Raw genomic sequence first — 12,655 nt, 5'->3', positions numbered from 1 at the left:
TGCAGCATGGGTACGTCAATCCTCTTCCCAAGGAAACACTGCACCATGGCTGATAACTTCCGGCTCAACATCGGTTCACTGCGCAGCGATGTGAAGCTCACCCTTCACACTCACCACGCCGCTCGTATATGGATGGGGCGCCCTAAAAATGACCTCAAAGCCGGCATCATTGGTCTGTCAGGGTTCTGCACTGTCGTCAATCGAATGTCTCGAGGCGCCCAACAGGATGATCCCTACTCTGACTGGTGGATGATCCTCCTCGAGGAAAAGATCAACGATTCCAAGGAAGCGTTAAAGACCATCGAAGATCGCCTGGACACAGCCATGGCCTCTCTTCCACCGGCCATCAGCATTAGCGAAAACCTCTCGATCCAGCCTGTCAGCCTCCCGCTGTACATCTCCAATCCCCTGGGATTTCAGGCTGTGTACCTGCTGACGAACTACGACGAAATTGTCAGACGCATTCTGTTGGCCCAGCACGTTGGCCTTGTCGGGCGCCACGATATGGAAACCTGGATCGACGAAGGCGCAGCGGTACTGCGGAGACTGTTTGGTCTGGCCCAGATCTATAAGTACTCAGGCGCTGCCCGCGACGACTTCGCTGCAAACAATGCCAAGGCTGAAGCAGCCCGCAAAATGTACGAGCGGTACGGTGAGCTGCCACAAGACATCCTGGAAGGCACCCGCCGTTCGAATTTCGCGCCACCGATCATCCGCGGTCAGCAGCAAACCGAGACGGATGATCATCTCGATGACCCCGTTGAGGGTTAAAGAGCATGGGCCAGATTCCCTCCAATGATGGGTCGCTGCAACAGACCGCCTTCCGGCCACTGCAACAGGAAGCCTTTCAGCGACTGCAACAGGCTGCCTCACTAAAGGGCCTTTTAAAGCCTTTTAAAGGTAAGGGGGAGCTGACCCAATTTGCCGATCTTTGCCGAGCTCAAGAATCGGACTTAAAAGCTCTTGCCCAGGAAGTGCTGAGCCAGGCCCGCCGATATCCATTCACCCTAGTTCCAGTGCGGTTGACTGAGCAGAACACCCAAGCCGGCACCCAGTTTTTGAGATGGCAGCAGGTGACAGATCGGCGAATGGGCGTAGGGGTTTGGGCAGAAATGATGGGCTCACCCAGAACACCGGAATCCATGCTGCAGGATCTTTACGTGATGGAGCTGCAGCGCATCACCTTGAATATGCAAATGAGTTTGCTGCACTCGATCACCAAACAGGCCGCCGAGTGCGCAGAAAAAATGGGCCAGGCAGAGGCCGTGTATACCGCTCGCCTGCAGCAGCTCAACAACCCAACGCAACACCAATAACCTCGGAGAATACTCATGGGCACGCCCGTACAAGGCTGGGAAGGCAATATCGGTTCTGCACCGGAATTCAAAGAATTCCCCAACGGCAATAAAGACCCACGTCGACTCATGCGAGCCAACGTTTACTTCGACAATTCGATTCCGGATGGCAAAGGCGGCTACGAAGATCGTGGCGGTTTTTGGGCGAATGTGGAGTGGTGGCACAAGGACGCCGAGCATTATTCGCAACTGTTCCAGAAAGGTATGCGAGTGCTGGTTTCCGGTCGCGCCGTTATGGACCGTTGGAAGAACGACGATGGCGAATTCGAAGCTTTGAAAATCCAGGCCAGCCGGGTCGGCATGCTGCCACACCGCGTGACCATGGTGAATCTGGCGCCTTCGCAAAACCAGAATTCGCAACAGTCCAACAGACCCGAATCGCGGCCGCAGCCAGCTCCAGGCCCGGATGAATATCCAGATACCGATCCACCGCAATTCTGAAAACAGGGGCTTAATTTTTCGGCCCATTCGTGTAGCTGTCGGTGTTGGGGGAAACAGCTCATCGTTTCCCCCGACCTCATTAGAGAACCACTACAAATTAGGACGTGCCGATGGATGAAGTTTTGAGGGACCCAACAGGGTACGTTGTCATTGGCGCAGAGCACCCAGCTTTAGGCCGTGTTTACTGGGCTTACTTTGATGAAAGCGAGGTGAATGCTCCGGACTACTACGGGCTCACCCTGGACATAAACCGAGCATCATGGGCTCCAGTTGGGTGGCGAACGGGAGAGTATCTGATGGGGGGCCGTGGAGAGACAGACCTTGATACCTGGCAAGCCCGCCGATTTATCAACACCTTGCTCGATGAATACCGCTTAGATACTGAATACCGCGTCGACTTTGACGACGACGACGAAATGACTGAACACTTATACGGCAAGCTGGAACAACTACGTGTTCAAAGCGGACAATCCACTCAGGACTTCATCGCGTGGATCAGAGTTGCGAACTGGACGGACGAGCCAGCTTCGAATTGACATCAAACCGCCAATTGGTTGGCAAAAAATCGCGCCATTCGTTAACTTTCAGGTTGAGTCACACTTCCATTCGGCTATCTCAAGCACAGAAGTTTAAAACTTCCGTTTTTGATGCAAAAAAATGCGCTATTCGTGATGTTACTGTCTGATAGATCTGTTCTTCGGGGACCGATAGCCAATGGCGCAATCTCGAACTTCTTTGAAACCAGCAGATAGGCGGCAATTCAATAACCCCCATACTGCCGTTCAAATAGCCGGTGCTGACGCCGCCCGAAAAGGGCTACGGGTGTATGACTGCCCTTACCACCATCCTGCGATGCGCGCGTCGTGGCTAAAGGGCTTTGCCCAGGAACAGCAGCTGACGCTGGACCTCTAGCCGCTAAAAGCCTCCCGTTGTGCATTGACCATTTCCCATTGAAGCCTTACCTGCCATGACGTGACAGTCCCGCTCTGCATAATTGAGAAGGGGCACACCGTGAAGCTATTGATCATCGAGGCACCTGGGAAGCTGAAAAAGCTTCAGCCAATGATGAAGAAACTGCGCCCAGGCGAACACTGGTTGGTTGTCGCCAGTGGTGGGCACATACGTGACTTGCCCGCCAGAGGGCAGGACGACAGCATGATCACCACAGGCGTCCGCAAAAATTACACACCGGTGTACGAGATCCTGGATAAGAGCGCCAAGGCCGTGCGGACCATCAAGGCCGCAGCTAAACAGGCCGATGAAATCTACCTCGCAACCGATCCGGATCGCGAAGGTGAAAGCATCAGCTGGCACATCCAGCAGGTACTGGCGGTCAAATCCTACAAACGCATCACCTTCAATGAAATCACCCTGAAGCGTGTCGCAGAGGCTCTAGCCAATCCTCGCCAAATCGATTTGAACAGAGTCGCGTCACAAGAATGCCGGCGTGTACTTGATCGTTTGGTGGGTTACCTGGTGACTCAGGAGCTACGCCGACTGATGGGCAAGCCCACCTCTGCAGGCCGCGTGCAATCGCCTGCCGTATACCTGGTGGTTTTGCGCGAGCGCGAGATCCGCAACTTTCAGGTAATCAACCACTTCGGTGTGCGTCTGAACTTTGTGGATATGAATCAGGGCACCACCTGGTATGCAGACTGGCAACCGGTACCGGATTTCGCGAGCAAAGACTTTCCTTACGTTCAAGATGCCAACCTGGCCCGACTCGTCGCCGGCACACGTAATGTCGTCGTCGAGTCCTGTGAAGACCGCAAGGCCGAGCGCCACCCACCCGCGCCCTTCATCTCTTCCACCCTTCAACAAGCAGCCAGCAACGCCTTGAAATGGGACCCGGACAAGACCATGCAAGTCGCCCAGCGATTGTATGAACAAGGCGTGATCACCTACCACAGGACGGATAATCCCAACGTACCAGACGAGGCCATGGAGGATATTAGAACCGTAGCTAGATCTATCGGATTGAAGACCGTCGACGAGCGACGTACATTCAAGGCCGCCGAAGGCGCGCAGGAAGGCCACCCCGCTATTACCCCGACGCATTGGGCTGATACAAAAGCTGGTGAGAACGACGAGGAACTCGCCCTGTACAAGTTGATTTGGGTCCGGGCGCTGGCCAGCCAGATCGAAGCGGCGGTATTCGACGTGCGTGCTGTAAAACTGCTCGCGGTTGGCCCAAATGGTAAGGCTTTGCGATTCAATGCAACTGGTGAAACCCTTTTTCATCCTGGGTGGCGGAAACTGCTCAAGGGCGATGACACAGACGATGAGGAAGATGGAGCAGCGAGCAACCCAGTTCCTGCACTCACACCAAAACAGATCATCTCTGTGCACAACGGAGAACTGCTGAAGAAGAAAACTCAGCCGCCATCCCGCTACACCAAGGCCAGTCTAATCAAAGAAATGGAGCGCCGCGGTATTGGTCGTCCCAGCACGTTCGCCTCGATCTTGAAGAACATCACCAGCAAAGGAATGATTGAGGAAAAAAGCCGCAAGCTGGTACCGGCGCCGCTGGGGGAGGAAACAATCGCGAAGCTGGAAGGGTTCTACAGTTTCGTGGAGCTCGATTTTACGAGGGAGCTGGAGCGGGATTTGGACAAAGTCGCCCAGGGCCAAGACACCTATGGAGCTGTCGTTGCGCGTCTGCATAGACGCCTGGAAGAGGAACTGTCTCAGCAACGTGGAATGCCGAGTGTGCCGATGGCGTCCGCTCCACGCCCAGCCACAGCAGGTGGCGCTTTCAACTGTCCCAAGTGCAATCAACCCCTCGCAAGGCGACAAAAAAAAGGGGGCGGTGGCTATGACTTTTGGGGTTGCACAGGCTTCAAATCGAATGGATGCAAGGTGAGTTTTCCAAACTTGAATGGCAAACCAGATCTCAATAAACCCAGAGGGGTGTGACTTCTGCCATTGCCGATATAAATCACCGACAACGCCGTTACGCATTAACCCTAGAAGCCCACCATTCCTATACCTGACAGTCCTCTGCGAAATTGCAGAGGAGGTCATGGGTGAGCGTACAGAAGAGACAATCGGTGGTGGGGCTGCGCATCTTAGCGCCGAAGCTGGAGAAGTTCTCAGACCGGCAAATTGAAGTCGCCCAGACCTGGGCTTTACAATTTAACGTACCGCCCTCCCAGCTGACCTCCTTCATCGATACCTATCTGAGTTCCACTGTCCATACTCGTTGCTGGTGCGTAGCCCTGCCCTCTACAGATGATCAAACACGGCGGCTCCTGGCCAGAATCGGCGATCACCTCCAGTACTTCGATGGTCATCAGGTTAAGGCCTGCAAAATCTTCAGCAAGGACCGCGTGCATAAGAGAAAACCCACCGCAATGGTGGCCCAGCAGCTACTGCTCAGGTTTGAAAAACGCTGGTATGCAGACGTCCTACTGACCTCCTTCTGCAAGTCTGCTGGAGAGAGGGCGAAAGCCCTTTCGATTGAAGATCTAGGAAGCTTTAATCGCCGCGGCTTCGATTGGACGGCGAGCAACAATCGGTACTTCAATCCCCGCACCCGATTTTACCTGAAGCAGATTGGCAGCACGCTGAAGCAGTTTTGCCAGTGTCTGGACCAAGAGCTTTTATTCGCCATTCGTTCAGCGCAATGTCCCTCACCCAAGCTCTATAACTGGCTGGCTCAAGGTGACCGAAAACGCCGCCTTCAGGCCCTAAAAGCCCAGCCAGTACTGATTCCACTTCTGGTACTAGCAGATCAATGGCCGTGGCCGTGGGATGGGCAGCAGCAGGTATACATGAACTGCCCATGGGATGAACTTCAGGCGTGGCGCCCATACTGGAGTGAGGACCGTTATTTGATTTCCGCTGAAGAGTGCCTGGTAGGTCGCATAGCCGACGCGGGCCTCCCCCTTTCCGACACACTGGCTTGGCTGCTACAGGCGCCGCGCGCTGCAGTGCGCTACCTGGGTCAACAGCGGGTATTCGATACCGGCAGTGCATTGACCCGTATCAGCCGCGAGGGGCCACAAGGACCCTGGCATCGACTGCTGCTGGGAGCCTCACTGGGCAATCGCCGTCCTCTTAAAAAAGCGCACTGGATCACTCTCTTCGCGCTGCTGGATAAAATCCCGTATCAACTGCTGGATCAAACGCAGGACTGGAACAGGCTGCTGTCAGGGTGTCCAACTGATTGGTCGGACGACAATTGGTCCAAAATCGCCGACGACTTTCGAGACCTGAACGAGCTCTTTAACAACGTTGATGAGAGCGACGGACCAGCTTCTGGTGAAGCACTGCAGAAACTCAAAAGCTTCATTGCTACTGCTTCCTATCACCAGATCGCCAGCTTGGTGAATGGCTTTCACCTCGCGTTGATAGACATCCGTGAGGCTTTAGATGCAGTAGATCCACAAACAAGAACAGACTCTTTAACGCCCTGGAAGCCGCTGCTTTATTCAACCAGCACACCCCTCGTGAGTCCAAATGGGCTGCAAATTATCGAACTGAAGTGCCCCGCCGATCTTGATGCGGAACATCGAGCGCTGGGCCATTGCATTGATGGTTACGACTACAGTGCTTATCGGGGCATCTGCCGTCTTTTTTCGGTTCGCGAAAACGGGAAATCGTTGGCCTCTGCAGAAATCCAAATGGATGAAAGTGCCTGGGGCGAAACGTTAGCAAAATTGACTCCCAAACACCTGGTGACGATACAACTGAGAGGGCTCCGCAATCGCACACCTAAGTCGGGCTCCAGGGTTGACCGGGCCTATCAATGGTTTTGGGCAAAGATCAAATCGGGTGAGCTCGCCATTAACCTGGAATGGCCCGACCAAACACTATCCATGTCGCGCTATACAAATCGAAACCGGAAAAAAATGCATGCCCAGGCCTGTGCGGAATGGATCAACCAACGATTGAGCAGGACATGAGTCGTCCACGTCTGATGAACCGCCGGCAGGACCTGGTCGAAAAAGTCATTTTTGACGGCTATGACTTCGGGGTCTTAATGCAATACGTTGAGGGTGCGAACCGGCTGTTTCTCGAACGTAATGGTTTCTATATTCGGCGTGCCGAGCATCCTCAACATCGCTATTGGCGATTACCAAAAGGCAAGTTGCTGGATGACCTGGATGTGCTCTTCCACCGTTTGATGGAGTTGTCCGAGGACCGTTTCAATGAAAGTTGGGAGACGTTTTCACATAAAATCACAGCCGCACAAAACGACCCAGATCGGCAGGCATTCACGTGGGGGCTGACCTTTCGGATAGCTCCACTCGTTCAGGGCGGGATCCTGCTGTCAGGTGACTACCATCCTGGCGCGGTCGCCGTTTCAAGGCGCATGCACGGCGTGTTTCTCGGGCATTCCAAGTCCTGGCGCATTGACGCTGGTGCGGAAGTGGTGCGAAGCAACTTGATCCTGGAGCTTGGATTGTCGGAGGATCAGTTCGAAATCCTCGACACCGTGCAAGAGCTGCTGACCGACGGATCCGTTGTTCCAGCTGATGAAATCACCCGCATCAGTCTTGGTGGACCGCCACAAGAGCGCGCAGCAAAAGCGGCTGACGATAGCACCTCAACCGATGTGTATTTAGCCGCGGTGCCCTCAATCGAGCGCACCGGGTCCACTACCGAACAGATTAACCAGGCATTGGCTGGTTATTCTTTACTGGACCATCAACCGGCAGGCATCCGGCACTTGCTACAGCGCACAAGCGCCTTGCTTGCGGATGACATGGGGCTTGGTAAAACTCGCCAAGCAATCATTGCCGCTGCAATCCGAGCAGCTAATAGACCCATCTTGGTTATCACCCTGTCGACGTTGATCATCAACTGGCAACGCGAAATCCAGATGGTGTATCCCAAGGCCACTATCGGCCAACAGGTCTTTGATCCCTCTTCGCAATGGATTATCACCAACTACGAACGCCTTGGCGATTTTGTTCTGCATGCAGGACACTTTGAAGTGATGATCATCGACGAGGCGCACCGCCTGAAAGAGCCGACCGCCGCGTGGACACGTCACGGCTTCGACATTGCCGCCAAGATACCCAACCGTTACCTGCTGACGGGTACGCCAGTCCTCAACCGAGAATCTGAGCTGCACACGCTGCTACGGCTATCCGGCCACCCCGTTGGGAAACTGCCCTTGAAAGAATTCTGCGAACAGTTCGCCGGCAGTCAGGATTTCCGCATGAATCTGCGGGGCGCAATCGGCGATTGGATGCTCCGTCGACGCAAGGATGTCTTGCCCGGTCTCAAGGGCAAACAGCGCCAAACTTTACCCATCGAACTCACTGCTGAAGAGCGCAAGCAATACGATCAAATTCGGCTCGAAGACAGGCCTAGCCTCGCCAGGTTGGGATCACTGCGTCAGTTGCTTGAGCAGGTAAAGATTCGTGTCGTAATGGATCTGCTGTGCGAACTGGACGCGGAGGACAAAGTAATCTTGTTCTGTGAGTTCAAGGATACGGTAGGAACACTTCGCACTCGGTGCAAGCAAGCTGAGTACGGGTGCGTCACGGTTGTCGGCAGTGACTCTGTAGGCAAACGGCAGAAGGCGATCGATCAATTCCAAAGTGATCCAGAAACCCGCGTCTTTGCCGCCACTACCTCCGCTGCCGGCACCGGCAACAACCTCACTGCGGCCAACTATGTGATGTTCCTGGGCCTCCCCTGGACGCCTGGACTGCAGGACCAGGCTGAGGACAGGGCCTACCGCAATGGGCAATTGCGCATGGTCGTGGTGAAAATCCCGCTGGTGGAAAACACAATCGACCAGATGCTTTGGCAAATGCTGCAGGATAAGCGTCAGTTGGCAAGTGACCTCATTGAGCCCGACGCGGCCGGCAACGCGAGACAAGCATTGGCGACCAATTTGTAGATCTGCGGTATATCACTGCTTCTTAGTGGCTGAGACCTTGTAAACGTACTTGGAACCATTACTTTTGTTTTCTGGAATCTAATAGGCCTCCCCATCGGCAACAATAGTTTCGTTCGATATCTGCAAACTTCCGAAAGTGGCAAATCTATTTCGATTTTACCCACTTTGCTCGTATTCATTTCGAGGAGTCGAACATAATTGACTTTGTTACGTATTAGAATCTTCCCATCGCTCATAATGGCCGTCGAGACCCATTCAGAAGAGACTGATCTCACTGAAAGGCACGGACAGTTTTGGCGGACTCGTTGAATCCAGCGCGATACGCCAATATCCAACATCATGCCAAGCGCCATGCTTGAATCCTACTTCTGGATACGTACCGATGTGAGCGAAGCCTAGTGCTTCATGCAGCCCCACGCTGCCATCGTTTGGCAGCGCGATCCCGGCAAAGGCTGCGTGAAACCCTTGCCTTTTCAATGTCGGCAGCAACACGCCATACAGTGCCCGGCCGACCCCGCTACGGTGCGCTTCTGGCGATATATAAACGGTGACGTCGACCGACCAGCGATAGGCCTCACGAGCCCGGTGCTGACTGGCATATGCATAGCCGATGAGCTGGCCGTCTCGCTCCGCTACCAGATACGGGTAAGTCGGCAAAGTCGACCCAATCCGCTTGGCCATCTCTTCGACTGTGGGCGGCTCAAGCTCAAACGAAATCGCCGTATGCTCAACCATCGGTGCGTAAATTGCCTGGATGGCTTGAGCGTCCGAAATCTGCGCAATCCTTACTGTGGTGTTGCTCATCCTCTATCCCCTTGGTCGCTCAAATCGATCTTTGATTGACTCGTTTCGAGAGTGCTTCGGCGCTTTCCTTGCGCTCCGAATAGCGGTCTACCAAATACGTTTCCCGGCCCCGAACCATCAGCGTGAACTTCATCAGTTCCTCCATCACGTCCACAACACGGTCGTAGTAGGCGGATGGCTTCATACGCCCTGCGTCGTCGAACTCCAGAAAGGCTTTGGGTACTGACGACTGGTTTGGGATGGTGATCATCCGCATCCAGCGCCCGAGGATCCTAAGCTGGTTTACCGTGTTGAAGGACTGTGATCCACCGCAGACCTGCATGACGGCCAACGTCTTGCCCTGGCTGGGGCGGACAGCGCCCAACGTGAGAGGTATCCAGTCTATTTGGGCTTTGAATACAGCAGACATTGCACCGTGACGCTCTGGCGAACACCACACCTGTCCCTCTGACCACAGAACCAGATCCCGCAGCTCTTTAACCTTTGGATGGTCTTCCGGAGCGTCATCAGGGAGAGGCAGACCCGAGGGATCAAAGATGACGGTCTCGGCTCCCATTAGGGTCAGGATGCGCGCGGCCTCTTGGGTCAGCAGCCTGCTGAAAGAGCGCTCACGGGTTGAGCCATACAGCAACAAGATGCGTGGTTTGTGAGTCGGTTGCTCGTTGCCTTGCAGGCGATCCAGTGTGACGAAGTCGATTAGCGACTGATCCAGATTAGGTAGATCCAGGCTGCTTTCCGAGGAAAATTCGTCCATTACAGTTCACCTATTTGATCTAGCTCGCGCTTCAGTTCCTGCGGTGTGAGCGCCGAATGATCCAAGCTGAAGAATGCCTCGAAACGCTTTTTAATCTGGACGACGGTCGCGTCAAATGCGGCTTGGATGTCGCTGTCTGTGCCTTCTACATCGGAAGGGTCGGCGAGGCCCCAGTGGCTTTTGACAGCAGGCCCGAAATAGACCGGGCAGGGTTCGCCTCCAGCCTTATCACACACGGTGATCACCACATCCGGTGGTGAGTCCGAAAACACCTCTGAGCCTTTGCTGTAGAGATCTGTGGTGTCGATACCAAGCGCTTGCAACGTACTCACGGCGCGTGGATTCAGTTGTCCGCTTGGGAAGCTGCCCGAACTGACGGCGTTAAAACCGCTCGGGGCCAGGTGGTTGAACAACCCCTCCGAGAGAACGCTCCGGCAGCTGTTTGCCGTACACATAAATAGCACTTTCATGGGTTTCTCCTAGACAGGGATGCTCAGCCGCGACGCCAGTGCCACCAGCGTTACCAGCAAGATAGGGAGGGTGAGGATGCTGCCGACTTTGAAGTAGTAACCCCAGGTGATGCGGATATTTTTCTGCGCTAGCACATGCAGCCACAGCAACGTGGCCAGGCTTCCGATGGGCGTGATCTTGGGGCCAAGATCGCAACCGATGACGTTGGCGTAGATCATGGCCTCACGTACCAGTCCTGTAGCGTCGCTGCCCTGAATGGACAGAGCGCCGATAAGCACACTCGGCATGTTGTTCATGATCGAGGACAACAGCGCAGCGGTGATACCGGTGCCCAAGGTAGCGGCCCATAGGCCATGCTCGGCAAATATGTTCAGCAGCCCCGAGAGCGAGTCGGTTAGGCCAGCATTACGCAGGCCATAGACCACCAGATACATGCCCAGCGAAAACACGACAATTTGCCAGGGCGCGTCCTTGATGACCCTTCTCGTGGAGATGATTTGGCCTTTACCTGCGATGACCAGCAGGATCATTGCACACGCAGCAGCAACAGCGCTGATGGGGATACCTAACGGCTCCAGTGCGAACAGACCAACCAGCAGCAGGCCAAGTACCCACCAGCCAGCAATGAAGGTCGCCCGATCTCGAATCACCGACTCCGGGGCCTCAAGCTGATCCGCGTCGTACTGGGCGGGAATGTCCTTGCGATAGAACATCCAGAGCATGAACAGTGTCGCGGCCACGGCCACTAGGTTCACTGGCCACATGACAGAAGCGTATTCACCGAAACCCACGCCAAAAAAGTCTGCCGAAACGATGTTCACCAGGTTGGACACCACCATCGGCAGACTGGCGGTATCAGCGATGAAGCCTGCGGCCATCACGAATGCCAAGGTGGATGCCGGGCTGAAGCGAAGCGCCGTCAGCATCGCGATGACGATTGGGGTCAGAATCAGTGCGGCTCCATCATTGGCGAACAGTGCCGAAACGGCTGCACCGAGCAGGATCATCAGCGCAAACAGACGTCCGCCTTTGCCCCGACCCCAGCGAGCGACATGAAGCGCCGCCCATTTGAAGAATCCCGCTTCATCGAGCAACAAACTGATGATGATCACAGCAATGAAGGTCGCGGTAGCGTTCCAGACGATGTGCCACACAACCGGCACATCCCCTAGACTTACGGCGCCAGTCAGTAGTGCCAGAACGGCACCCGCTGCCGCGCTCCAGCCGACACCTAACCCCTTGGGTTGCCAGATAACAAAGACGAGCGTAACTACGAAAATCGATGCTGCGATGAGCATGAGTATGTTCCAGATCAGGATGTCAGCAGCAGGAGGCTTGGCGCACGGGTCTGTCTTCCATGGAAGCCAGCCGTCCTTGATGGTCGTTAACCCAGGACTGGTGTGCCTGCGTAGTGACGTTCAGAACATCCAGTGCCCACTGTTCAAGCTCGGGATGCAGCCGGTAGTAAACCCACTGACCCTGCCTCCGATCTGCGAGTAACCCGCAAGCACGCAGTTGGGCAAGATGCCTGGAGACCTTCGACTGGTTATCGTCCAGTGCCCAGATTAACTCGCACACGCACAACTCACCCTCAGCCGAAAGCATGAGCATGATCCGGGCGCGAGTTTCATCACCCAAGCACTTGAAGAATGTGTGTGGTGTAAGGCTCATAAGCAATCGCTCTGCATATGTGGATAATCGAATATGCAGATTTAACCACGTTCAGCCTGCTTGCACAAATGCCTGTGGCGGGAGTTAACGATGGGGATCAATGCTCACCGGTCGACCACAGGGTAACGACCAGGAGGGATTAACAATCGCCTCAGCACGCGGACGGAGATTTGATGTTCGAATGGATGTTCGCTGAACGCGATTTTGGATTCATTACTCTAGGCGTAATGGCAGGATAGCTGGTCAGGTCGAATGCAATTGAGTGGTCAGCGTGAATGCAAATGAATGCTCAGCGTGAAT

Annotated in this window: 13 protein-coding genes; 8 read left to right on the top strand and 5 right to left on the bottom strand. The window is 54.7% G+C overall.

Going from position 1 to position 12,655, the window contains the following annotated elements; genetic code table 11:
* Positions 1–45 precede the first annotated feature (45 nt).
* From MF6394_RS03350 to MF6394_RS03315, 8 genes are all read left to right on the top strand, one after another.
* The gene (locus MF6394_RS03350; RefSeq protein ID WP_008437331.1) at positions 46–771 is read left to right on the top strand and encodes a PFL_4669 family integrating conjugative element protein; all 726 of its coding nucleotides are present in this window, start codon (positions 46–48) and stop codon (positions 769–771) included.
* Positions 772–776: 5 nt separating this feature from the next.
* Positions 777–1,316, top strand: a complete 540-nt coding sequence (locus MF6394_RS03345; protein WP_008437334.1) for a DUF3158 family protein — start codon at positions 777–779, stop codon at positions 1,314–1,316.
* A gap of 15 nt (positions 1,317–1,331) precedes the next feature.
* Positions 1,332–1,796 (top strand): single-stranded DNA-binding protein, encoded by a 465-nt coding sequence (locus tag MF6394_RS03340; RefSeq protein ID WP_008437336.1) that lies wholly within the window; start codon positions 1,332–1,334, stop codon positions 1,794–1,796.
* Positions 1,797–1,906: 110 nt separating this feature from the next.
* On the top strand, positions 1,907–2,332 hold the full coding sequence (locus MF6394_RS03335) for a hypothetical protein (RefSeq protein WP_008437339.1): 426 nt from the start codon (positions 1,907–1,909) through the stop codon (positions 2,330–2,332).
* 178 nt (positions 2,333–2,510) lie between these two features.
* Entirely contained in the window at positions 2,511–2,708 is a 198-nt protein-coding gene (locus MF6394_RS03330; protein ID WP_073845721.1) for a CrpP family ICE-associated protein, read from the top strand.
* Between the two features lie 99 nt (positions 2,709–2,807).
* Positions 2,808–4,712: a type I DNA topoisomerase gene (topA, locus tag MF6394_RS03325; RefSeq protein WP_008437341.1), complete on the top strand. Its 1,905-nt coding sequence runs from the start codon at positions 2,808–2,810 to the stop codon at positions 4,710–4,712.
* A 110-nt stretch (positions 4,713–4,822) separates the two neighbouring features.
* On the top strand, positions 4,823–6,703 hold the full coding sequence (locus MF6394_RS03320) for a hypothetical protein (protein WP_019818088.1): 1,881 nt from the start codon (positions 4,823–4,825) through the stop codon (positions 6,701–6,703).
* Complete coding sequence (locus MF6394_RS03315) at positions 6,700–8,655, top strand: DEAD/DEAH box helicase (protein WP_024073377.1); 1,956 nt, start codon at positions 6,700–6,702, stop codon at positions 8,653–8,655. The genes MF6394_RS03320 and MF6394_RS03315 overlap by 4 nt, the downstream gene beginning before the upstream one ends.
* 255 nt (positions 8,656–8,910) lie before the next feature.
* Here MF6394_RS03315 and MF6394_RS03310 read toward each other — a convergent pair whose 3' ends face one another.
* Genes MF6394_RS03310 through MF6394_RS03290 form a run of 5 tightly spaced genes read right to left on the bottom strand, consistent with a single transcriptional unit; the run spans position 8,911 to position 12,355 of the window.
* Positions 8,911–9,459, bottom strand: coding sequence for an arsinothricin resistance N-acetyltransferase ArsN1 family B (locus MF6394_RS03310; RefSeq protein ID WP_008437347.1), 549 nt, complete (start codon positions 9,457–9,459; stop codon positions 8,911–8,913).
* A 19-nt stretch (positions 9,460–9,478) separates the two neighbouring features.
* Complete coding sequence (arsH, locus tag MF6394_RS03305; protein ID WP_008437348.1) at positions 9,479–10,213, bottom strand: arsenical resistance protein ArsH; 735 nt, start codon at positions 10,211–10,213, stop codon at positions 9,479–9,481.
* Positions 10,213–10,683, bottom strand: a complete 471-nt coding sequence (locus tag MF6394_RS03300) for an arsenate reductase ArsC (RefSeq protein ID WP_008437349.1) — start codon at positions 10,681–10,683, stop codon at positions 10,213–10,215. The genes arsH and MF6394_RS03300 overlap by 1 nt, the downstream gene beginning before the upstream one ends.
* 9 nt (positions 10,684–10,692) lie before the next feature.
* Complete coding sequence (locus MF6394_RS03295) at positions 10,693–11,982, bottom strand: arsenic transporter (RefSeq protein WP_008437350.1); 1,290 nt, start codon at positions 11,980–11,982, stop codon at positions 10,693–10,695.
* A 22-nt stretch (positions 11,983–12,004) separates the two neighbouring features.
* Complete coding sequence (locus MF6394_RS03290; protein ID WP_008437351.1) at positions 12,005–12,355, bottom strand: metalloregulator ArsR/SmtB family transcription factor; 351 nt, start codon at positions 12,353–12,355, stop codon at positions 12,005–12,007.
* Positions 12,356–12,655 lie beyond the last annotated feature (300 nt).

Origin of the sequence: Pseudomonas sp. MF6394, from assembly GCF_002018845.1 — a bacterium.
Classification (GTDB): domain Bacteria; phylum Pseudomonadota; class Gammaproteobacteria; order Pseudomonadales; family Pseudomonadaceae; genus Aquipseudomonas; species Aquipseudomonas lactis.
Note: the sequence above shows the minus strand (reverse complement) of the source record. Positions and strands in the feature narration are given on the sequence as shown.

Coding starts and splice junctions, on each gene's coding strand:
- arsH (WP_008437348.1), bottom strand. CDS start 10,213: ATGGACGAATTTTCCTCGGAAAGCAGCCTGGATCTACCTAATCTGGAT.
- MF6394_RS03290 (WP_008437351.1), bottom strand. CDS start 12,355: ATGAGCCTTACACCACACACATTCTTCAAGTGCTTGGGTGATGAAACT.
- MF6394_RS03330 (WP_073845721.1), top strand. CDS start 2,511: ATGGCGCAATCTCGAACTTCTTTGAAACCAGCAGATAGGCGGCAATTC.
- MF6394_RS03295 (WP_008437350.1), bottom strand. CDS start 11,982: ATGCTCATCGCAGCATCGATTTTCGTAGTTACGCTCGTCTTTGTTATC.
- MF6394_RS03315 (WP_024073377.1), top strand. CDS start 6,700: ATGAGTCGTCCACGTCTGATGAACCGCCGGCAGGACCTGGTCGAAAAA.
- MF6394_RS03335 (WP_008437339.1), top strand. CDS start 1,907: ATGGATGAAGTTTTGAGGGACCCAACAGGGTACGTTGTCATTGGCGCA.
- MF6394_RS03345 (WP_008437334.1), top strand. CDS start 777: ATGGGCCAGATTCCCTCCAATGATGGGTCGCTGCAACAGACCGCCTTC.
- MF6394_RS03310 (WP_008437347.1), bottom strand. CDS start 9,459: ATGAGCAACACCACAGTAAGGATTGCGCAGATTTCGGACGCTCAAGCC.
- MF6394_RS03300 (WP_008437349.1), bottom strand. CDS start 10,683: ATGAAAGTGCTATTTATGTGTACGGCAAACAGCTGCCGGAGCGTTCTC.
- MF6394_RS03340 (WP_008437336.1), top strand. CDS start 1,332: ATGGGCACGCCCGTACAAGGCTGGGAAGGCAATATCGGTTCTGCACCG.
- MF6394_RS03350 (WP_008437331.1), top strand. CDS start 46: ATGGCTGATAACTTCCGGCTCAACATCGGTTCACTGCGCAGCGATGTG.